The sequence below is a fragment of the Klebsiella sp. YJ genome (assembly GCF_002108615.1).
GTDB classification, from domain to species: domain Bacteria; phylum Pseudomonadota; class Gammaproteobacteria; order Enterobacterales; family Enterobacteriaceae; genus Klebsiella; species Klebsiella planticola.
Genome location: NZ_MTEG01000017.1, coordinates 101,737 through 123,726 on the forward strand (window position 1 = coordinate 101,737; position 21,990 = coordinate 123,726).

The window sequence follows — 21,990 nt, forward strand, 5'->3', positions numbered from 1 at the left end:
CAGAGTAAAAATTATCAATGTTATTTGCTGCCCGTCGCGCGTTTCAGCGCGATACGGGCGGTAACACGCAGTCTTATCAACCGCCAGAACACCCAGATCAGCGTCCCGGCGGAAATCGCCGCGGTCAGAAGATAGGTGTCATTGTAGGCAAGAATATTGGCCTGCAGCGTCGCGGCGTTTTGCAGTAGCGTGCTGGCCTGCACGTTCAGCAGGGTGCTGTCGCCAATCTGGCTTTGGTACAGCTGGCTGTACTGCTGCAGGCGCTCGGTAATTAACGGGTTCAGGGTGGTGAGCTGATCGGCCAACTGACTGGAGTGGAACTTCTCACGCCAGGTCTGGAAGGTGCCGAGAATAGCCGAACCCAGCAGGCCGCCGATATTCTGGCTCATGCCAAACAGCACCGAAAAACTGACCAGGTTGCGCGGGTCGGCAATGACGCCGCCGATCCCGGCGAGCATCGCCGGAGCGAGGAAAAAGGCGCTGCCGAAGCCGAGTAAGAACTGGCTGAACATCAGCTGCTCCGGGCGAGTCAGGATGGTGGACTGACTGTCGAGCAGCGAGGCTATCATAATGCAGGCCAGCGCGGTGGCGATCGGCCAGTAGAGCCGCTGCGGATTGAGGGTCAGACAGCTGGCGACAATCCCGCTGAGGATGCCGGCGAAAATCGACCAGGCCAGGGTGCCCATCTGTTCGTTTTGCAGCCCCGCATACTGTAGCCAGCCGATAACCCCGGTATTTTGCTCCGCCAGGACGATGCGAATAAGCAGCATAATCAGCCCCAGGCGCAGGATACTGCCGCTGGAAAGCCAATGCGTATTGAGCAGCGGGTTGCTGCGGTTGTGCTCAAAAACAATGGCCGAGACAATTAACACCACCGCGCCCGCCAGCGACCAGCCAATCCACGGGGCTTCAAACCACCAGTCGAGACGGCCAAGCGACAGGACCGCGCAGACCAGCGCCATCCCAGGCGCCAGCAACATGAAGGTAATGAAATCCTTTTTCTCGAACACCTTTTTCCGATCGCTGGGCGGCAGCTTGAGCACGATAACGCAGGCAAGGGAGATCAGCGCCAGCCCCAGTTCGAAGAAGTAGAGTCCGCGCCATTCGTCAAGCTGTAACAGTTCGGTGGAGAACAGGCGGGCAATGGGGATCGCCAGAGAAGAGCCGGTAATACCAATCGTCAACGCTTTCAAACGATGGCGAGCGGGCCACGCCTGCACCTGATAATAGATACCCAAAGAACTGAGCGCTGCCGCCACCATGCCGTGGGCGGCGCGGACCATCATCGCCGAGCTGAGATCGTTGACGAAGAGGTGGAAAAAGGTCACCAGCACATAGAGCACGAGGAAGCCTTCGGTAAAGGCGCGCAGGCCAAACTGCTGGCGGAATTTCACCAGCAGCAGGTTAATCGACACGTTGGTCATCACGTACACTGCGGGCAGCCAGGCGATTTCGGTGGACCACGCGGCAAAGGTCCCCTGCAGGTTTTGCAGGTTGGCGGTCACGACCGCATTACCCAGCGCGCCGGTCAGGCACACCAGCAGCCCGACGATACCATAGGCGATGCGCTTCGGAGGACTGTGAATCGGCGTGGACGGCGAGCCGAGCAGCGCGGGTTTCTCATGCGGCGCCCAGTCATGAGGGCGATAGGGATTACTCTCGCGGCGCGGCATTATTTTTTCTCCAGCTCGCGCAGCAGTTTTTCCAGCACCCGCTGAGTGTGCTCGCGCTCCTCGGCGCTGATGGAACTGAGGATCTCTTCACGCAGGGCGTCGGCCACGGTTTTGACCTGTTGATAGACCTCAAGCCCCTTCTCAGTGGCGACCAGCAGCCGTTTGCGTTTATCGCGCTCGGTGATAACGCGCTCGACCAGCCCCAGCCCGACAAGGCGATTGACCAGTGGAACGATGGTGGCGCTTTCCACGCCCAGTTCCTGGGCCAGCTCAATTTGCGACAGCGGCTCGGCGTTGCGGGCAATGGCCGCCACCGCGACCCAGCTGGCCTGACTCATTCCGAGGTCTTTCAGCCGGCGATTGACCGCCAGCCGCCAGTGGTGGGCCGTGAGATACAACAAATGGGAAAAGGTAAGCTGGCGGTTATCCATAGTCTTCTTCGTATCCGATCCTGACAAAATCATTAGAGCTCTAACGATTCTATTCCTGATGGAAAACCAAATTCAAGGGCAGATGCTAAAAAGTTGTTAACACTACCTGCGCTTATCAGGGGGGGAGACGTCACAACCAGACACGCAGGGAGGGGGAGGAACGGACCGGGAAAGGGCGCGGCTGGTGGCATGCCCGGGCGTGGGCAAAAAAAAGCCCGGGCTATAGCCCGGGCGGTGATTGCGGCATCCTTAACCAGGATAGATACCGCGGTCTTTACGCGCCATCAGAATGCGTTCACAGGCGACGATATAGGCTGCGGTACGCAGAGAGCACTCTTTGTCCGCGGCCTTCTCGCAAACGTGAATGATCGCGTCAGTCATGATGCGGTCCATCTTGGCGTTGATCTCTTCTTCGCTCCAGAAGAAGCTCGCCATGTCCTGGACCCATTCGAAGTAGCTGACGGTCACGCCGCCGGCGTTACAGATAACGTCAGGAACCACGACGACGCCGCGTTCGGCAAGGACATCATCCGCTTCCGGATAGGTCGGGCCGTTCGCTCCTTCCAGCACCAGCTTACAAGTCAGTTTTTCCGCGCGCTCGCGAGTGATCTGGCCCTCCAGCGCGGCAGGGATCAGAATGTCCATCTGGGTGGTCCAGAAGGCATCTTTGTCGATTTCACGGGCGCCCGGGAAACCGGCAATCTGTTTCTTCTCAGCCTGCCATGCGGTCAGGGCGGCCATATCAATGCCCCCTTCGTTATACAGGGTGGCGGTGTGGTCCTGAATCACCACGATCCGCGCGCCCACTTCGGCGAACAGACGTGCGGCTTCGCTACCGACGTTACCGAAACCTTGCAGCGCCACTTTCGCGCCTTCAATTTCAATCCCGGAACGACCGGCGACTTCACGGCCGGTAATAAAGACGCCGCGCCCGGTCGCTTTTTCACGTCCCAGCGAACCGCCGAGGTGAATCGGCTTGCCGGTCACCACGCCGGTAATGGTGGTGCCATGGTTCATGGAGTAGGTATCCATCATCCACGCCATCACTTTACCGTTGGTGCCGACGTCCGGGGCCGGAATATCTTTCTGCGGCCCGATAATCAGACCGATTTCGCTGGTATAGCGGCGGGTCAGACGCTCCAGCTCGCCTTCTGACAGGCTGAACGGGTCGACGCGAACGCCGCCTTTGGCGCCGCCGTAAGGAATATTGACCGCGGCGCACTTAATGGTCATCCAGGCAGAAAGTGCCATCACTTCGTTCAGGTCAACGTCTGGATGGTAGCGAACACCACCTTTACCCGGTCCACGCGATAGATTGTGCTGTACGCGGTAACCTTCAAAGTGGCGGATGGTGCCATCATCCATCTGCACCGGAATGTCGACAATCAGCGCGCGTTTGGGGTGACGCAGAGTTTCCACCCAGTAGGCGAGATCGCCCAGATAAGGCGCGACGCGGTCGATCTGGCGCAGGTAGGTTGTCCATGGAGATGTACTACTTTCAGATGCGTAAGATAACTTTTCCATAAGAGTCCTGTTCTCAATGTTATTTATGTCGTGTGAAACCGTGGAATAGGTACAGCAGTAAACTCTGTGCAATGAATGTTATCACCAATTTTATAAACCGGTATTTGACGGGCATTCCGAATTTTAAATTTTTGTTAGAACTTTGGTTTTTTGATTGCATAACTACGCACCGAAAAATGCGGTCATGTTGTGCATTTGTATGCATATTTTATGCACTTAAGTGAATGGTAAAATAATTTTTTCATATTTATCATTATCTTGATGATCTTCAAAAAGTGAATAAAATGACAGTTCCGGTATTGACTTTGTTACGCGACAGGGCCCAGCATGAGGGCACGCAATACACAAGGTATTAACTGAGAGTTAACAAATACCCATAAATATAAAAAGGCTTTGTTTTATTGTGGTGAATTTACCTTCATCGCAACGGGCTCGTTCGCCCGTAAAACAAGGCGCGGGGAATTGTTAATGTCGACTCACCATGATTGGCCCACTGAATAATGCCAATATTCGTTCCGGAGAATTGTTATGTCAGGCTCTATGACTCGTGAAGATTTTAATTCTTACATGGTTCCCTGTTTTGCCCCTGCGCCCTTTATTCCAGTGAAGGCGGCGGGCTCGAAAGTCTGGGATCAGCAGGGTAAAGAATATATCGATTTAGCGGGCGGTATTGCCGTTAACTCTCTCGGGCACACCCATCCGGCGCTGGTTGCGGCGCTGAAATCTCAGCTTGATAACCTCTGGCATATCGGCAACGGCTACACCAATGAACCGGTGCTGCAGCTGGCGAAAACGCTGGTGGAGTCGACCTTTGCCGATAAGGTGTTCTTCTGTAACTCCGGGGCGGAAGCCAATGAAGCGGCGCTGAAACTGGCGCGAAAATATGCCCACGATAAGTCCGGCGGCGAAAAAAGCGAAATCATCGCCTTCCAGAACGCTTTCCACGGCCGCACGCTGTTTACCGTGACGGTTGGCGGGCAGCCGAAATACTCATGCGATTATGCGCCGCTGCCGCAGGATATTACCCATCTGCCCTATAACGATATCGCGGCGGTCAAAGCGGCAATATCGGACCGCACCTGCGCGGTGATCGTCGAGCCGATTATCGGCGAAGGCGGCGTGATGCCTGCCGACCCGGCGTTCCTGCAGGCGCTGCGCGAACTGTGCGACCAGCACGATGCGGCGCTGATTTTTGACGAGGTCCAGACCGGCGCCGGACGTACCGGCACGCTGTATGCCTACCAGCACTACAACGTGGTGCCGGATATTCTCACCAGCGCTAAAGGACTCGGCGGCGGTTTCCCGATCGGGGCGATGCTGGCCAAAGAGGCCTGGGCTCAGGTTTTCCAGCCAGGCACCCACGGCACCACCTTCGGCGGCAATCCGCTGGCGGCGACGGTCGCCAATACCGTTCTGGCACAGCTGGATGACCAGCTGCTGGCCGGCGTCGCCCGGCGGCATGACCTTATCGTCGAGAAGCTGAATGCGCTGAACGCCCGCTACGATCTCTTTAGTGCGGTACGCGGTATGGGGCTGCTGATCGGCGCGGAGCTGGCCAGCCATCTGCGCGGCCAGGCCAAAACCCTGACCAATCTGGCAGCGGAAGAGGGTCTCATTGCGCTGATTGCCGGTCCCGATGTTCTGCGCTTTGCACCGGCGCTCAATATTCCGCTGGCGGACATTGAGGACGCTTTCGTGCGCCTTGAACGCGCCGTCGCCCGCCTGACGCGCTAATCGGGAGACGGTTTATGATGCTATTTCGTCCCGTTCGGCAAGATGACCTCGACGATATTATCCGCCTCGCGTCGCGGGCGGGGGTCGGCATGACCTCGTTACCCAACGACCCCGCGCGGCTGGCCGCGCGGATCCAGCGCAGCGTCGAGACCTTTGCCGGTAAGCTGCCGCGCGGCCAGCAGGGCTTCCTCTTTGTGCTGGAAGATACCCGCCTGGCGCGGGTCGTGGGGGTCAGCGCCATTGAAGTCGCCGTGGGCCTCGATGAGCCGTTTTATAATTTCCGCCTGCAGCGTACCGTCCGCGCCTCGAAAGAGCTGGGGGTATATAAAAATCAGGAGTTGCTGAACCTCAGCTACGACCATACCGGACACAGCGAGCTGTGCACGCTGTTCCTTGACCCGGAATATCAGAAAAACCGTAATGGTCTGTTTTTGTCGAAGGCGCGCTTCCTGTTTATCGCCGCCTTCAGAGAGCTGTTTTCACCGCATCTGTTTGCTGAATTGCGCGGGCGTAGCGATGAGCAGGGCAATTCCCCCTTCTGGGACGCGCTGGGCCATCACTTTTTCGACATTCCGTTTGCCGATGCCGACCGGCTGACCGGTACGGGAATGAAAACCTTTATTGCCGAACTGATGCCGGCGTACCCGATTTACGTGTCGCTGCTGCCGGATGACGCCCGCGAAGCGATAGGCCAGGTGCATGCCAATACCTCGCCAGCGCGGGCGATTCTCGAGAAAGAGGGATTCAGCTGGCGCGGTTCGGTCGACATTTTTGATGCCGGACCGGTACTGGAAGCCGAAACTGACGCCATCAGGGCCATCAGCGAGAGCCAGTTTATTCCGGCCATGCAGCTGATGACGGAGCGCTCGACGCCGCTTATCGTCGCCAACAACCAGTTCGAACAGTTCCGCGCGGTATTGATATCGCCGGACGTTCAACCGCAACTTAATCAGGCCGCGCTGGACGCACTGGCGGTGAATGAAACCGACCGGGTTCATGCGGTGACTTTACATCCGGAGGCAAGAACATCATGGCGATAAATGCACAGTTAATCGCAGGGCAATGGCAGCAGGGGAGCGGCGCAACGCTGACCAAACTGGCTCCGGAAGATCAATCCGTCCTGTGGCAGGCGGCCAGCGCCGGTGCGGCGGAGGTGCAGGCGGCCTGCGCGGCGGCGCGCGGCGCATTCTATGCCTGGTCCCACCGACCGCTGGCGGAGCGCATCGCCTGCGTTCAGCGATTTGCGGCCCTGCTGGAAGCGCAAAAAGAGGCGCTGGCGACGCTTATCTCCCGGGAAACCAGCAAGCCGCTGTGGGAAACCCGGACCGAAGTGCAGGCGATGATTGGCAAAGCGGGCATCTCGATTGAAGCCTACAGCGAGCGTACCGGCCAGCGCGAAACGGCGATGCCGGACGGTAAAGCGCTGCTGCGCCACAAGCCGCACGGCGTGATGGCCGTTTTCGGCCCCTACAATTTCCCCGGTCACCTGCCGAACGGACACATTATTCCGGCGCTGATTGCCGGGAATACCGTGGTGTTTAAGCCGAGCGAATTGACCCCCGCCACCGCCGAACTGACGGTGCAGCTGTGGCTGCAGGCCGGGATCCCGGACGGCGTTATCAACCTGATTCAAGGGGGGAAAGAGACCGGCCAGGCGTTGCTGGAAAACCGGGATATCGACGGCGTGCTGTTTACCGGCAGCGCTTCTACCGGGTTCCATTTCCATCGCTACCTCAGCGGCCAGCCGGAGAAAATGCTGGCGCTGGAGATGGGCGGCAACAACGCGCTGATCGTCGCCGACGTGACCGACAGCGACGCGGCGCTGAACGTGATTATTCAATCCGCCTTTATCTCTGCCGGACAGCGCTGCACCTGCGCGCGTCGGCTGCTGGTCAAACGCGGCGCCGAAGGCGATGCGCTGCTGCAGCGGCTGGTTGAGGCCAGCGCGAAGATTCGCAGCGGAAAATGGGACGCCGAACCACAGCCGTTTATGGGCGGAGTGATCTCGCTTCAGGCGGCGCAGGGGATGCTGGCGGCGCAGGACAAACTGGAAGAACTGGGCGGCAACATCCTGCTGCGCCTGCGTCAGCCGGACCCGCGCTCCACGGTCTTAACGCCGGGCATTATCGACGTCACCGGCCTGGATGTTCCCGATGAAGAGTACTTCGGCCCGCTGTTGACCGTGATCCGCTATGACACCTTTGATGAGGCGATCCGCATTGCTAACCACACCCGTTATGGGCTGGCAGCAGGGCTCATTTCCGCCGATCCGGCGCTGTTTGCGCAGCTTGCCGACGAGGCACGCGCCGGGATCGTTAACTGGAACAAGCCGCTGACCGGCGCCTCCAGTAAAGCGCCTTTTGGCGGCGTGGGGGCTTCCGGCAACCATCGCGCTTCGGCGTGGTATGCCGCCGATTACTGCGCGTGGCCAATGGCCTCCCTGGTCAGCGAAACGCTGACGCTACCGGCGACCCTCTCGCCTGGCCTGTCATTCTGATAACGGATTCTGTGAGGACACCATGTCTGGTTTTGAAGCTAATTTTGACGGCCTGGTTGGGCCGACGCACCATTACGCCGGTCTCTCGGTCGGCAACGAAGCCTCGCAAAACAACCGCGACGGCTTATCCAACCCGAAGAAAGCGGCGCTGCAGGGGCTGTTTAAAATGAAAACCCTGGCCGATAAAGGCTTCGTTCAGGGGATTTTACCGCCGCAGCCGCGGCCGAATATTTCCGCTCTGCGCGGACTGGGTTTTCAGGGGAGCGATGCGCAGGTGATTCAGCAGGCCGCAGTCGAAGCGCCGCACCTGCTGTCCGCATTTAGCTCTGCGTCGTCGATGTGGACCGCTAACGCCGCCACGGTATCGCCTTCCGCCGACAGCGCCGACGGGAAGCTGCATTTCACGGTCGCCAACCTGAACAACAAGCTGCATCGTTCTCAGGAGGCGCCGACCACAGCGTCGATTCTGCGCGCCACCTTTGCCGATGAGACCCGTTTTAGCCACCACGACGCGCTGGCGCAGCATGGCGATTTAGGCGACGAAGGGGCGGCGAACCATAACCGCTTTTGCACCGACTATGGCCGCCAGGGGGTACAGTTTTTTGTCTACGGTAAGCGCGCCAGCGGCGGCGTGGCGCCGTCGAGATATCCGGCCCGCCAGACCCTCGAAGCCAGCCAGGCGATTGCACGGCTGCATCGGCTGAATCCGGAATATACCGTATTCGCCCAGCAGGATCCGGCGGCCATCGACCACGGCGTGTTCCATAACGATGTGATTTCGGTCAGCAACCGCCACGTGCTGTTCCATCATCAGCATGCTTTTTTAAATCAGCAGGCGGTGCTGGACACGCTGCGGGAGAAAACTGCACGGCTGGATATCCCGTTTACCAGCGTCGAAGTGCCCCAGGCGCAGGTCAGTCTCGACGATACCGTGGCCTCCTATCTGTTCAACAGTCAGCTGCTCAGTAAAGCGGATGGTTCGATGCTGATCGTGGTGCCGGAAGAGTGTCGCCAGCGCAGTAATGTCTGGCAGTACCTGAATGAACTGGTCAGCAGCGGCGCTTCGCCGATCAACGAAGTGGCGGTCTTTGATCTGCGAGAAAGCATGCGTAACGGCGGCGGCCCGGCGTGCCTGCGCCTGCGCGTCGTGCTGAATCATGACGAACTGGCGGCGGTGAATCCACGTAGCCTGATGAATGACGAACGCTATCAGCAGTTGACCGGCTGGGTTGAAAAACATTACCGCGACCGTCTGCATGCCAGCGATCTCGGCGACCCGCAGCTGTTGAGCGAGGTTTACCAGGCCCTTGATGAACTGACGCAGATTTTAGGTCTGGGTTCGGTCTATGACTTCCAGCGCTAAGGGGCCGGGAATGGAAAATACAGTCAATGATTTACTCCACTGCAAGCTGAGCAGTTGGCCTTTTCCGGCGGCGATGGAGGCCAGTTGGTTAGCCGATGGCGTGCTGCAACTGCTGCCGCAGACGCCCTGGACGCAGGCTACGGTAGTGTCGGCGGGGATTCATGGCAACGAAACCGCGCCGATTGAGATCCTGCTGCAGATCATGCAGGCGCTGAGCGAGGGTAAACAGCCGCTCAGCCATGCGCTGCTGCTGGTGTTCGGCAATCTGCCGGCCATTCGCGCCGGTCGCCGCTATTTACATAACGACCTGAACCGCCTGTTCGGCGGGCGGCATCTCGCCGTGGCGCCGGGGAATGAGTCCCGGCGTGCGGCGGAGCTGGAGGGGGCGGTTACGGCCTTCTTTGCGACCGCGGATCGCCAGGGCCAGGTGCGCCGTCTGCATCTGGATTTGCATACCGCGATACGCGGTTCGCGCTACCGCCAGTTTGCGCTGCTCCCGGCCCGCGAGGGCGAGTATGACGCCGGGTTTTACGCGCTGCTGCAGGCCAGCGATATGGATGCCATCGTGCGTCATACCGAACCGGGCGGCACCTTTACGCACTACACCAGCGAAAAATTCGGCGCGCAAAGTGCCACCCTGGAGCTGGGCAAGGTGCTGGCTTTTGGCGAAAACGACCTCCGTCTGTTTACCGGGACCGACGCCACGGTGCGCGCGCTGATTGCCGACGCTGCGCTACCTGCGCGGACCAAAGCGCCGGCGGACTATTTTCTGGTGCAGGAGAGCATCATCAAGAGTGACAGCGATTTTACGCTCAACCTTGACCCGAAAATTGACAACTTCACCGCGCTGCCCGCCGGGTATGAAATTGCCCGCCAGCCGGATAAAACGTGGGTTGTTCCGGCTCACGCGCCGTACATCTTATTTCCGAATGCGGGAGTGGCAACCGGGCAACGCGCCGGTTTGTTGCTGAAGTCAGCCGCGCCATGCCTTTCTTTGCCTGCTTGAAGGAATCGACATGACTCAACATCAACGCGAGGGGCAGGTGAATCCTGCCATCGACGGGGAGTGCCCGTCGCAACTCAAACGCGGCCTTGGCGCCCGGCACATTCAGATGATTGCGCTGGGCGGCGCTATCGGCACCGGCCTGTTCATGGGGGCGGGAAGAAATATTGCGGTGGCGGGGACGTCAATCCTCGTGATTTATCTACTGGTGGGTTTTTTTACCTATATGGTGATGCGGGCTATGGGCGAGGTGCTGCTCACCCGGCTTGATTACCGTTCTTTCGCCGATTTCGTCGGCGATTATCTCGGTCCGCAGGCCAGCTTCTATTTAGGCTGGACCTACTGGCTGAGCTGGGTGGTGACCTGCATCGCCGATGTGGTGGTGTGCGGCAGCTATATGCAGTACTGGTTTCCGGAGATGTCAGCCTGGATGCCGGCGCTCAGCACCCTCGGCATTCTGTTCCTGTTCAATTTGCTGTCGGTCAAAATGTTCGGCGAGGCCGAATTCTGGTTTGCGCTGATCAAGGTCATTACGATTATTGCGCTGATCGTCACCGGCGCGTGGATGGTGGCGACCGGCTGGACCTCGCCTGATGGCGTGAAAGCTTCGCTGAGCCACATCACCGACCCGACGGTGTTTATGCCGCATGGCGTCACCGGCTTCTTTGCCGGTTTCCAGATAGCTATCTTCTCCTTTACCGGAATTGAGCTGCTCGGAACGATGACCGCCGAAACCCGTGACCCGCAGAAGATTTTACCGAAGGCGATTAACGCGCTGCCGCTGCGGATTATCATTTTTTATCTGCTCTCGATGGTGGTGATTATTGCCGTGGCTTCCTGGCCTGGCGTCTCGCCGGATGCCAGCCCCTTCGTGACGCTGTTTGCTAATGCCGGGCTGCCTGCGGCGGCGGCGGTGATTAACTTTGTCGCGCTGACCTCGGCGATGTCATCGGCCAACAGCGGCGTCTACTCCAGTACCCGCATGCTGTACGGCCTGTCGGTAGAGAAACATGCCCACGGCCAGTTCCGCATTTTGTCGCGCACCACGCGTATTCCGGTGCGTAGCCTGCTGTTCTCCTGCTTCTGCATGCTCAGCGGCACGCTGCTGCTGTTCCTGGTGCCGAACGTGATGACGCTGTTCACCATTGTCTCGACGCTGGCGGCGATTATGGTGGTATTCAGCTGGGGGATGATTCTGGTGGCTTATCTGGTGTACCGCCACAAGCGTCCGGATCTGCATCAGCAATCGATGTTTAAGATGCCGGCGGGGGTTGTCATGAGCTGGATCAGCCTGCTGTTTTTCGCCTTCTCGATTTTTATCATGATCTTCGATCCGGATACGCTGAAAGCGCTGATGGCGACGCCGCTGTGGTTTGTGGCGCTGTGGCTGTTCTGGAAGATAAAACAGAAGCGGGAAGGGCAAACGCAGCTGGAGAAGCTGAACGCCTGACCTGACGCCGACAGCAGCGAGTCTGCTGTCGGCGTGGTCTTAGCCAATCATGACCTGCCCGCAGGCATCGTATTCCGTCTGCTGCCACAGAAGAGGGCGTCTGTCGACAAGCCCGTCGTTCCTGCCAGATACCCCCGCGACCGTCCTCCGCGCCTGTTATCGATCTTCGCGTGGCCAACATGATTATTAGCGAGCCTCTGCGCGTTAATGGCATCATTGCGGCCATGATTCGGGCGCAGGCCAGCGTTTTTCGCTATTGTGGGTTCTTTTTTAGTGATGTATTGCCGTTTATTCGCCGCCACCGTGGGCGGCGGTTTATGATATGGCCGACGTCCTTGACGGATGAGATGGCACGAAAGGAGCGAGTATGAGTGAGCAGTTTCCATCCCTGCCGGATGCCACGCTGGCGGCGGCCAACTGCCTGGGCCAGTGGCTGGCGCTGGATGATTTTACCGCACAGGCGCCGACGCCGGCGGTGGATATTGTGGTGCTGGCGGGCAACGCGGTGATCCCGACCATTGACGCCGCCTGTCGGCTGGCGGCTGACGCCGGGGTGCCGCTGCTGATTAGCGGCGGGGTTGGCCACTCCACGGCCTTTCTTTACGACGCGATACGCAACGAGCCGCGCTATCGGTCGCTGCCGGTCGACGGGCGCCCGGAGGCGCATATCCTCGCCGATATCGCCCACCGTTTCTGGCATATCCCCCGCGACAGGATCGTGGTTGAGGATCGTTCCACCAACTGCGGCGAGAACGCGCGCTTTACCCGCGAGATGCTGGCGGCGACGGGAATCGCTCCCCGCGCCGGCGTGGTGCTCCAGGATCCGACGATGCAGCGGCGGACCATGGCGACCTTTGCCCGCGTCTGGCAGGACGAGACGGTCGCGCCGCAGTGGTACAGTACGCCGGGCTGTGCGCCGCTGCTGGGCAATACGGCGAACGGGCTGGCTTTTCGCGGTGACGCTGCCGGGCTGTGGCCGGTCGGACGCTATCTGTCGCTGATTCTGGGAGAGCTGCCGCGGTTGCTGGATGCCCCCCAGGGATACGGCCCGCGCGGAAAAGATTTTATCGTCCATGTGGATATCCCCGCCCGGATCCTCGAAGCCGGACAACGGTTGAGTGAGGACAACCTGCTGGGTGAAGCGCTGAACGCCCGCGCTCCCGGCTGAGTGTTGCCCGTTTGCGGCGCGTTTTTCGCAAACGGGCAGTTTTTGTTGCCAATATGTAACTTTATCGCCGTGATGTCGGCGCGTTTTCATGAGCTGTTTCACAAAATCATGCTGACCGTCTGCTTCTGGCGCTGCGCGTGGGTAGATTTTTAACAAATAAGTTACTTGTTAAAAACACTAAATCTACAGGAGCAGGCCATGACAGCACCCGTTCAGCACCCGATGTATATTGATGGTCAGTTTGTGGTTGGGCGTGGCGACGCCTGGATCGATGTACTCAACCCGGCAACGGAAGCGCTGCTTTCCCGTATCCCCGATGGTACGGCTGACGATGCCCGGCGGGCTATTGAGGCGGCAGAGCGTGCGCAGCCGGCCTGGGAGGCGCTGCCGGCGATTGAGCGCGCGGGCTGGCTGCGGAAAATTGCCGCCGGCATTCGCCAGCGCGCGCAGGAGATTGCCGCGCTGATCGTGGCGGAAGGGGGCAAAATCCAGCAGCTGGCGGCGGTGGAGGTCTCATTTACCGCCGATTATCTTGACTATATGGCCGAGTGGGCGCGTCGCTATGAAGGCGAAATCGTCCAGAGCGATCGGCCAGGGGAAAATATCCTCGTCTTCAAACGCGCGCTGGGCGTCACCACCGGAATTCTGCCGTGGAACTTCCCGTTCTTCCTCATCGCCCGCAAGCTGGCGCCAGCGCTAATTACCGGCAACACCATCGTCATTAAACCCAGCGAGTTTACCCCCAACAACGCCGTCGCATTTGCGCAGATTGTCGATGACATTGGCCTGCCGAAAGGGGTGTTTAATCTGGTGCTGGGCCGCGGCGAAACCGTTGGTCACGAGCTGGCGGCAAATGCCAAAGTGGCGATGGTCAGTATGACCGGCAGCGTCGGCGCGGGCGAGAAGATTATGGCCGCCGCGGCGAAGAACATCACCAAAGTGTGCCTTGAACTGGGCGGTAAGGCGCCGGCTATCGTGATGGATGATGCCGACCTTGAGCTGGCGGTAAAAGCGGTGGTGGATTCCCGGATCATTAACAGCGGGCAGGTATGTAACTGCGTGGAGCGGGTCTACGTGCAAAAAGGCATTTACGATCGATTTGTGAATCGCCTGGGCGAAGCCTTAAAGGCGGTACAGTTTGGCGACCCGGCTACCCGCGACGATATCGCCATGGGGCCGTTGATCAACGCCGCCGCGCGGGAACGCGTCGAACAGAAAGTGGCCAGGGCGTTAGCGCAGGGGGCGCGTCTGGCGCTGGGCGGCAACGCGGTAGCGGGCCAGGGCTATTTTTATCCGCCGACTCTGCTGCTGGACGTGCGTCAGGAGATGGACATCATTCACGAAGAGACCTTTGGCCCGGTGCTGCCGGTGGTGGCGTTTGACACCCTGGATGAGGCGCTGGCGATGGCCAATGACAGCGACTATGGCCTGACCTCCTCGATCTATACCCGGGATCTGAACGTGGCGATGAAGGCGATAAAGGGGCTGAAGTTCGGTGAAACCTACATTAACCGTGAGAACTTTGAAGCGATGCAGGGCTTTCATGCCGGATGGCGAAAATCGGGTATCGGCGGTGCCGACGGTCGTCATGGGTTGAATGAGTATCTGCAAACCCAGGTCGTCTATTTACAGTCTTAAGCGTCGGTTTCGGCTGACCAACAAGCGGATAGCCAGGCTATCCGCTTTTTTGCGTCGCCGCGATGGCTAGTGGGCAAATTTATCCAGCACGCGGATTAGCTGGGTGACAAAACCGTACTCGTTATCGTACCAGGCAACGGTTTTGACCAGCTGAACGTCGCCGGCTTCGGCGACTTCAAGCTGGGTGGCATCGTAAATCGAGCCGAAATGGCTGCCGATAATGTCGGAAGAGACGATCTCTTCTTCGGTGTAGCCGAAGGATTCGTTGTTCTCCGCCGCTTTCTTCATCGCCTGATTGACCTCATCGGCGGTGACTTTTTTCTCCAGGATGGAGACCAGTTCGGTGACTGAGCCGGTTTTGGTCGGCACGCGCTGGGCGTGACCCTTCAGCTTGCCGCTGAGCGCTGGAATAACCAGCCCGATGGCTTTCGCCGCCCCGGTGGTGTGCGGGATGATGTTTTCCGCCGCCGCGCGCGAGGCGCGTAAATCTTTCCCCCGCGGGCCGTCAACCAGCGACTGAGTGCCGGTGTAGGCATGAATGGTGGTCATGGTGCCGAGCTTAATGCCGAAAGCGTCGTTGAGGACTTTGGCCATCGGCGCCAGGCAGTTGGTGGTACAGGAGGCGACGGAAATGATGGTGTCATCGGCGGTCAGGGTATCGTCGTTGACGTTATAGACGATGGTCTTCATGTCACCGGCAGGGGCGGAGATCAGGACTTTTTTCGCCCCGGCATCGAGATGCGCCTGCGCCTTCTCGGTGGATGTGTAGAAGCCGGTACACTCGACAATCAGTTCCGCACCCACCGCTGTCCACGGAATATGCCGGGCCTCTTTCTCGGCATAGACGGTAATTTTTTTGCCATTCACGATGAGCGCATCTTCCGTAAAATCAACGCTCCACGGGAACGGCCCGTAGTTTGAATCATGTTTTAACAAATAGGCCAGCACTTTCGGCGAGGTAAGATCGTTGATCGCCACCACTTCAAGCGGGCTGTTCACTTCCAGTAAACGGCGTAATACCAGACGTCCGATACGACCAAAGCCATTAATCCCTAGTTTGCTCATCTAAAGCCTCCGATAGGATAGTGAGTGAGGTTGAGGGTATAAGACACTCCAGGCATACTCTACTCATGGCGAATCGGCAACCCGGAAAGTCTCGCCATCCGCTAAGCGGTTGAAAAACACTACAGAAAAATTAATGTATTCTCTGCCGCGGGCTAGTCGCGTTTCCCGTATCTTGCTAAGCGCGGTGTTCCCTCGTATTTTGAACCTTTTCACCGCCCGTCGGGCATGAGTGACTTTGCGACGAGGAATCATGGAACGTTTATTTGTTTACGGCACGCTGCGTCCGGGCCATGAAAATGCCCCCATTCTGGAAAATATCGGCGGCGAGTGGCTGCCGGGTTGGGTGCACGGCACGTTTTATGCGCGCGGCTGGGGGGCCGCTGCCGATTTCCCGGGTATCGTCCTCGATAAACAGGGTCCCCGGGTCGACGGTTATCTCTTTATATCGGATAAACTTGCCGCGCACTGGCCGATGCTGGATGAGTTCGAAGAGGGCTACGACCGGGTGGCGGTAGAGGTGACGATGGCAGAGGAGCAGCGCGTGACCGCGTGGATCTATCAGCTCCAGCCGCCAGCCCGCCGATAACGCATCCCGGCGGGCTGCTCCAGGTCATGTGATCCGCCCGGCGGCGGGCAGGGCGTGGACGTGGCAAACTTATTTGTCGCGCCAGCCCATCGCCGGCGCAACATGTTGCAGGATGGACTCGATGACGTGCACGTTGTAATCGACGCCGAGCTGGTTTGGCACGGTCAGTAGCAGCGTATCCGCCTCGGCAATCGCCTCATCCTGCTGCAGCTGCGCAATCAGCTTGTCCGGTTCGGCGGCATAGCTGCGACCGAAAATTGCGCGGGTTTTCTCGTCGAGGAAACCGACTTTATCGCTGTCGTCATGGCTGGAGCCAAAATAGCGCCGGTCCCGATCGTCCATCAGGGCAAAAATGCTGCGGCTAACGGAGACGCGCGGCGTCCACGTATGCCCGGCTTGCGCCCAGGCGTCGCGATAGGCCCGGATCTGTTTCGCCTGCTGAATATGGAACGGTTCGCCGGTTTCATCGTCTTTTAAGGTCGAGCTTTGCAGGTTCATTCCCAGTCTGGCGGCCCACTCCGCCGTTGCATTCGAACCGGCGCCCCACCAGATGCGCTCGCGCAGGCCTGCGGAATAGGGTTCCGGGCGCAGCAGACCCGGCGGGTTCGGGAACATCGGCTGCGGATTGGGTTTCGCAAAGCCTTCGCCGCGCAGGACGTCCAGCAACACCTCAGAATGCCGGCGCGCCATATCGGATTCATTTTCCCCTTCGCCAGGGACGTAACCGAAATAGCGCCAGCCGTCGATCACCTGCTCCGGGGAGCCCCGGCTGATACCCAGCTGCAGGCGTCCGCCGGAGATCAAGTCCGCGGCGCCGGCATCTTCGGCCATGTACAGCGGGTTTTCATAGCGCATATCGATAACGCCGGTACCTATCTCAATACGCCGGGTTCTGGCGCCGATCGCCGCCAGCAGAGGAAACGGCGAACTGAGCTGACGGGCAAAGTGATGCACTCTGAACCAGGCGCCGTCAGCGCCCAGCTCTTCAGCGGCCACCGCCAGATCGATGGATTGCAGCAATGCGTCAGCGGCAGAGCGGGTAGCGGACTGCGGCGATGGCGTCCAGTGTCCGAATGACAAAAATCCAATCTTTTTCATGACGTCTTTATCCTGGTTTGCAGGGAATGTTCAGTAGACGGGTGCCGGCCTCGGTGAAGCCGGCCGGTTCTCGTTTGGCATAATCACTACTTTACGTATTCCCTGAGGAGAATAAATAACGTTTGTTTAACATAATGCATCAAATAAATTGATTGAAACGGGGCGCCGGTAGCGCCGTCCGGGAGAGAGCGGCTGGGGCGATGCGCCGCTGAACCCCGATAATATGTGGCGCATTTTAGGCCAATTCGTCGCTCAGTTCCCTGTTAAGCTTATTGTCCCGTCAACGTTGTCAGAGTGTGATGATGTCAGAAAAAACGCCGCCGGCGACATCCGGCGATTGGGTCGACTTTCGCCGGGATGCCGCTACGGGTATTGAAAGTGTCAACGCGCACTTTAAAGGCCATGCTTACGACAGCCACGACCACGAGGAGCTGCTGCTGGGAGTCACTTTACAGGGTTCACAGCGCTTCAGCTGTCACCGCGCGGTGCATACCAGTACGCCGGGGAAAGCGATCCTTATCGAACCGGGAGCCGTGCATGATGGCCATGCCCCGCAGCCCAGCGGATTCACCTATGCCATGCTCTACATCCCGCAGCGCTGGATGTCCGACAGTCTGCGTCAGCGCGGCATGGGCGATATTTCTCTGGTGGAAGCCGCCTTTCGCCATACGCTGACCGACGATCGCGACTTGATCATGGCCATCTCGCAGGCGTTTGCGGCCATTCATCATGGGGAAGGTCGGTTGGCGTGTGATGAGAGCCTCGATCGTCTGGTGGCGCATCTGACTCCTCACGTTGCCGTGAAGCCGGCGACGGCGATGACCGATTCACTGGTCAGGATGAACCGGGTCCGCGAGTATCTGCACGACCATCTCGCCTGGAATACCGGCCTCGATGAGCTGGCTGAGATCAGCGGTATCGACCGGTTCCGCCTGAGCCGGCAATTCAAGGCGGCCTTCGGGCAGACGCCCCATGCCTATCTGGTCAGGCTGCGCCTGCGCACCGCGCGACGGCTGCTGGCCGGAGGCCTCGCGGTGTCGCAGGTTGCGGCAGAGACCGGTTTTGCCGATCAGAGCCATCTGGGTCGCTGGTTCCGGCGCGCTTACCGGATCTCGCCGGTGGCCTTTCAGAGCCGCTGCTCAAACGTTCTATACTGATGCCCCGGGCTTACGTGAAGATAATATTTTCGCGGTACAGACAGGAGTATTTTGATGACCTTTGACACGAAGATTGCCTATATCGTGCGCGATGATTTAGCGACATGGCAGCGACTGAATGTGGTGGCGTTTCTGGCGACGGGGATTGCCTCTGCGGCTCCCGAGATCCTCGGCCAACCCTATATCGATTCACTGGGCCGGCAGTATGGCAATATGTCTGGCCAGCCCATGCTGATATTTGAGGGCGGGCTGGAAAAATTACAGGTTGTGCATCGCAAAGCGCTTGAGCGGGAAGTGACCATTATTCCCTACATTCACGCCATGTTTGCCACCGGGTACGATGAGGCCAATCGTGAGGTGTTTATCAGCGCCGATGCGGAGAATCTGGATCTGGTCGGGCTCGGGATCCGTGGCCCGAAAAAAATGGTGGATAAAGTGATCAAGGGACTTTCTCTCCACGGTTAGTTTGCCTGCCGTTGCCACGAGGGCGGATTGCCCCAGGTCGCTGCCGCCTCGGGCGGCAGAAACCCTGTCCGCCCCCATCTACCATCCTGCTTCGACGGGAATCGCGTATTGACCTGCCTTCAGTCGCTGTTGTCCTTGCGGCGATCTGTGCTTTAATTCAGAGATGGCGCAATTGGCCAACGGCCTGATTGCCGACATGTTTTTATCGACGGTTCCGGGAGTTGCGCTGCATCCCTCTCTTCCCGCACCCGATACTCTCTTTTATTCTCTGAGTGAAATATGACCCTGAATCAGTTTTATCCAATCGGTACCCCGGGGCAACCCTGGACAGCAGTCGAAATACAACGCTGGCGGCAGAATCAGACGCGATCCCGGAGCTATCAGCGCGATGTGTCCGCTGTACTTGATGGCCTGAAGCAGCGCTTCGATGTCATTCAGTATGGCGAATTGCGTTACGCCGATGATGTTTATCCGTTGAGGGCGGCAAAATCAAAAAACTGGGACGATACTCTGCCGGTGGCTCTCGTTACCGGCGGCGTCCACGGTTATGAAACCAGCGGCGTGATGGGCGCCCTGACGTTTTTGACTGAATATCAGGATGAGTATGCGGGAAAAATCAATCTACTGGTGGCGCCCTGCGTCAGCCCCTGGGCCTATGAGCGTATTTCCCGTTGGAACTACGATGCCGTCGACCCTAACCGGCAATTTTTCCCCGAGGGCGCAGCGGAGGAGTCCCAGGCCTTGATGAGGCTCATTTCGCCGCTGCAAGGCCGCTTCGCCGTGCACGTTGATTTGCATGAAACGACCGATACGGACGAAAGTGAGTTCAGCCCCGCGCGGGCTGCCAGGGACGGCGTGGCCTATAAACCGGAGAATATTCCTGACGGTTTCTATCTGGTCAGCGACGAGCGCAATTCAAGACTGGATTTCCAGAGCGCGTTGATTTCTGCGGTTGCGCAGGTGACGCACATTGCTCCGTCGGTGCCTGGGGAGACCGTGCTCGGTTATCCGGTCATTGGTCATGGCATTGTTGAGTATGACAATAATGCCTGGCACCTGTGCTCGACCATAACCGGCGCGCCGTTTACCACCACAACCGAAGTCTATCCCGATAGCGCGAAAACTTCCCCGCAGGAGTGTACCCGGGCGCAGGTTGTCACCGTCCGGCGGGCCATTGAATTTGCATTATCACGCTGAGTGATCGGAGCGGGCAGATATCGCCCGCTCTGCCCGCCAGGTTTTGCCGATCCTTTCCCCTGGGCTAACGACAATGCGTTTTATGCTGCATGCGCAGGTCATGTCCTGGCCGCATTCTCATCACGCCGATGCACATTCAGGCGCCATCGGCCTCGAGAGAAGAGCAGACCCAACAGCGGACTACAGGCACTGATTTGGCGCGTTTGCTGAAAAGGGATCGATATGCACCATGACATTGAGAATGCCGTTTGTTTGCAACACTCTTTCCCGCGCCGCGACGGCGATGTCATGGCTATCGCGGACGGAGAGATGTTCCGGCACCTCCAGATGCACATCGACAAGGATAAGATCTCCCGCTTTACGCGTTTTCAGATCATGAAGCCCGGCGACCCCCGGTGTTGACAGAAGCAGCGCTTTGATTTCATGTTCTTTATCGCTATCCGCCGCGCGGTCCATCAGATCGTGCATCGCGTCAGCCGCGAATGCGTAGCCCATGCGCAGGATCAGCAGCCCGACCACCAAAGCCGCCGCCGGATCAAACCACGGGTAGCCGGCCAGCGTCCCGGTAATACCGATAGCGACAACCACCGATGAAGCGGCATCAGAACGGGCATGCCATGCATTGGCCATCAGCAGAGAGGACTGGAGGCGGATCGCCACCCTGCGCATATAGCGGAACAGCGTTTCCTTGATCGCGAGAGCGGTAAGCGCGACCCACAGCGCGGTAACATGTACCTCGGAGAGTGACTCAGGGTGCAGCAATTTCCCGGCAGCCGACCACAGCATACCGACGCCCACGGCAACCAACATCATTCCGAGAATCAATGACGCGCCGTTCTCGTATCGCCAGTGGCCGTAATGGTGATCGTTGTCCGAGGGTTTACGGCTTTTTTTATTTGCCAGCAGCACCACCGCATCTGCCACTAAATCAGAAAGAGAATGAATACCATCAGCAATTAAACCCTGAGAGCCAGAAAATATACCGCTAAGAATTTGCATGAATGACAAGATAATATTAACCGCGGCGCTGATTAATGTGCTTTTTTGTGCGATGGCTGAACGTTCATGATACCCATTATCATTTCGCATAAAACAGTCCGTTTAAATAATTAACATCAGGCACTGGATTATACTGGCGTAATCTTAATGTAAGGTTAATGATAAAAGAATAAGTTACGGGTGAGCTGATTTATATATATCCGTCATGCCAGGATGACTCATTTCCTGATCAAAAGGAAAACCACTATGCATCTGGAACGACACAGTATCGGCAAAGTAGGGTGGCTGAGAGCGGCAGTGCTGGGCGCGAATGATGGCATCGTGTCGACCGCCAGTCTGGTTCTCGGGGTCGCCGCGGCGGGCACTTCGCCGTCGGGTATTTTACTGGCCGGGGTGGCCGGACTGGTTGCGGGCGCCATGTCGATGGCAACCGGCGAATATGTTTCCGTTTCATCGCAGGCGGATAGCGAACACGCGGCGCTCAGTCAGGAAAAAAGAGAGCTGGCGGCAAATTACGAGGAAGAGGTGCAGGAACTGGCTTCGCTGTACAGGCAGCGCGGACTGGAGCCGGCCCTGGCGCAGCGGGTCGCGGAACAGCTTATGGCGAAGGATGCGCTGGACGCTCATGCCCGGGAAGAGCTGGGGCTGACGCAGACCAATTCGGCGCAGCCGCTGCAGGCCGCGATATTTTCAGCGTTTAGCTTTTCCGCCGGCGCGCTGCTGCCTGTCATCATCGCCTGGCTAGCGCCGGCAACGCGGGTTTTTCCGTTCGTGATTCTCGCCACGCTTTTTTCGCTGGTTATTCTTGGCTATATCTCCTCGGTTGCGGGGAATGCGTCACCGCTGAAGGCAATAATAAGAATCACGTTCTGGAGCGCAATGGCTATGGCTTTATCCATGGGGGCCGGTTCTCTCGCCGGTCAGGCGATGGCCTGAATGACC

At 58.5% G+C, this 21,990-nt stretch carries 19 protein-coding genes; 13 read left to right on the forward strand and 6 right to left on the reverse strand.

What is annotated here, in order from left to right:
• Nucleotides 1–20: 20 nt before the first annotated feature.
• From BV390_RS18500 to BV390_RS18510, 3 genes are all read right to left on the reverse strand, one after another.
• Nucleotides 21–1,673 carry an MFS transporter gene (locus BV390_RS18500; RefSeq protein ID WP_032687958.1) on the reverse strand — a complete coding sequence of 551 codons (1,653 nt, stop codon included), beginning with the start codon at nt 1,671–1,673 and terminating at the stop codon, nt 21–23.
• Nucleotides 1,673–2,104: a MarR family winged helix-turn-helix transcriptional regulator gene (locus BV390_RS18505; protein WP_032687956.1), complete on the reverse strand. Its 432-nt coding sequence runs from the start codon at nt 2,102–2,104 to the stop codon at nt 1,673–1,675. The genes BV390_RS18500 and BV390_RS18505 overlap by 1 nt, the downstream gene beginning before the upstream one ends.
• Before the next feature lie 249 nt (nt 2,105–2,353).
• Complete coding sequence (locus BV390_RS18510; protein ID WP_004861355.1) at nt 2,354–3,628, reverse strand: Glu/Leu/Phe/Val family dehydrogenase; 1,275 nt, start codon at nt 3,626–3,628, stop codon at nt 2,354–2,356.
• Nucleotides 3,629–4,156: 528 nt separating this feature from the next.
• On the opposite strand from BV390_RS18510, the gene BV390_RS18520 reads away from it, so the two are divergent.
• The 8 genes from BV390_RS18520 (at nt 4,157) to aldA (ending at nt 14,481) form a co-directional block, all read left to right on the forward strand.
• On the forward strand, nt 4,157–5,362 hold the full coding sequence (locus BV390_RS18520; protein WP_032687954.1) for a bifunctional succinylornithine transaminase/acetylornithine transaminase: 1,206 nt from the start codon (nt 4,157–4,159) through the stop codon (nt 5,360–5,362).
• A gap of 17 nt (nt 5,363–5,379) precedes the next feature.
• On the forward strand, nt 5,380–6,402 hold the full coding sequence (astA, locus tag BV390_RS18525) for an arginine N-succinyltransferase (protein WP_165457264.1): 1,023 nt from the start codon (nt 5,380–5,382) through the stop codon (nt 6,400–6,402).
• Nucleotides 6,393–7,859: a succinylglutamate-semialdehyde dehydrogenase gene (gene astD, locus BV390_RS18530; RefSeq protein ID WP_032700028.1), complete on the forward strand. Its 1,467-nt coding sequence runs from the start codon at nt 6,393–6,395 to the stop codon at nt 7,857–7,859. Before astA ends, astD begins: the two co-directional genes overlap by 10 nt.
• Before the next feature lie 22 nt (nt 7,860–7,881).
• Nucleotides 7,882–9,222 carry an N-succinylarginine dihydrolase gene (gene astB / locus BV390_RS18535; RefSeq protein WP_032687950.1) on the forward strand — a complete coding sequence of 447 codons (1,341 nt, stop codon included), beginning with the start codon at nt 7,882–7,884 and terminating at the stop codon, nt 9,220–9,222.
• Nucleotides 9,223–9,232: 10 nt separating this feature from the next.
• A complete protein-coding gene (astE, locus tag BV390_RS18540) occupies nt 9,233–10,228 on the forward strand; it encodes a succinylglutamate desuccinylase (RefSeq protein WP_085397207.1) in 996 nt (331 codons plus the stop codon).
• A 10-nt stretch (nt 10,229–10,238) separates the two neighbouring features.
• Nucleotides 10,239–11,675, forward strand: a complete 1,437-nt coding sequence (locus BV390_RS18545) for an amino acid permease (RefSeq protein WP_032687948.1) — start codon at nt 10,239–10,241, stop codon at nt 11,673–11,675.
• Nucleotides 11,676–12,042: 367 nt separating this feature from the next.
• A complete protein-coding gene (locus tag BV390_RS18550; RefSeq protein ID WP_046852596.1) occupies nt 12,043–12,843 on the forward strand; it encodes a YdcF family protein in 801 nt (266 codons plus the stop codon).
• A 198-nt stretch (nt 12,844–13,041) separates the two neighbouring features.
• A complete protein-coding gene (aldA, locus tag BV390_RS18555) occupies nt 13,042–14,481 on the forward strand; it encodes an aldehyde dehydrogenase (protein WP_085397208.1) in 1,440 nt (479 codons plus the stop codon).
• 66 nt (nt 14,482–14,547) lie between these two features.
• Here aldA and gap read toward each other — a convergent pair whose 3' ends face one another.
• Nucleotides 14,548–15,546 carry a type I glyceraldehyde-3-phosphate dehydrogenase gene (gene gap / locus BV390_RS18560; protein WP_032687945.1) on the reverse strand — a complete coding sequence of 333 codons (999 nt, stop codon included), beginning with the start codon at nt 15,544–15,546 and terminating at the stop codon, nt 14,548–14,550.
• Nucleotides 15,547–15,796: 250 nt separating this feature from the next.
• On the opposite strand from gap, the gene BV390_RS18565 reads away from it, so the two are divergent.
• Nucleotides 15,797–16,132, forward strand: a complete 336-nt coding sequence (locus BV390_RS18565; RefSeq protein ID WP_032687944.1) for a gamma-glutamylcyclotransferase family protein — start codon at nt 15,797–15,799, stop codon at nt 16,130–16,132.
• A 69-nt stretch (nt 16,133–16,201) separates the two neighbouring features.
• Here the strand turns inward: BV390_RS18565 and BV390_RS18570 are convergent, their stop codons facing one another.
• Complete coding sequence (locus tag BV390_RS18570) at nt 16,202–17,230, reverse strand: LLM class flavin-dependent oxidoreductase (protein ID WP_032687943.1); 1,029 nt, start codon at nt 17,228–17,230, stop codon at nt 16,202–16,204.
• Nucleotides 17,231–17,532: 302 nt separating this feature from the next.
• Between BV390_RS18570 and BV390_RS18575 the strand changes: the two genes are divergently transcribed.
• The 3 genes from BV390_RS18575 to BV390_RS18585 all read left to right on the forward strand — a co-directional run bounded on the left by BV390_RS18575 (nt 17,533) and on the right by BV390_RS18585 (nt 20,049).
• The gene (locus BV390_RS18575) at nt 17,533–18,387 is read left to right on the forward strand and encodes an AraC family transcriptional regulator (protein WP_032696313.1); all 855 of its coding nucleotides are present in this window, start codon (nt 17,533–17,535) and stop codon (nt 18,385–18,387) included.
• A gap of 54 nt (nt 18,388–18,441) precedes the next feature.
• The gene (locus BV390_RS18580; protein WP_032687940.1) at nt 18,442–18,852 is read left to right on the forward strand and encodes a DUF2000 domain-containing protein; all 411 of its coding nucleotides are present in this window, start codon (nt 18,442–18,444) and stop codon (nt 18,850–18,852) included.
• A 390-nt stretch (nt 18,853–19,242) separates the two neighbouring features.
• The gene (locus BV390_RS18585; protein ID WP_223306622.1) at nt 19,243–20,049 is read left to right on the forward strand and encodes a M14 family metallopeptidase; all 807 of its coding nucleotides are present in this window, start codon (nt 19,243–19,245) and stop codon (nt 20,047–20,049) included.
• A gap of 180 nt (nt 20,050–20,229) precedes the next feature.
• Here the strand turns inward: BV390_RS18585 and BV390_RS18590 are convergent, their stop codons facing one another.
• Nucleotides 20,230–21,138 carry a cation diffusion facilitator family transporter gene (locus tag BV390_RS18590; RefSeq protein WP_046852592.1) on the reverse strand — a complete coding sequence of 303 codons (909 nt, stop codon included), beginning with the start codon at nt 21,136–21,138 and terminating at the stop codon, nt 20,230–20,232.
• Between the two features lie 156 nt (nt 21,139–21,294).
• On the opposite strand from BV390_RS18590, the gene BV390_RS18595 reads away from it, so the two are divergent.
• Nucleotides 21,295–21,984 carry a VIT1/CCC1 transporter family protein gene (locus BV390_RS18595; protein ID WP_032687936.1) on the forward strand — a complete coding sequence of 230 codons (690 nt, stop codon included), beginning with the start codon at nt 21,295–21,297 and terminating at the stop codon, nt 21,982–21,984.
• The last annotated feature ends 6 nt before the right edge of the window (nt 21,985–21,990 follow it).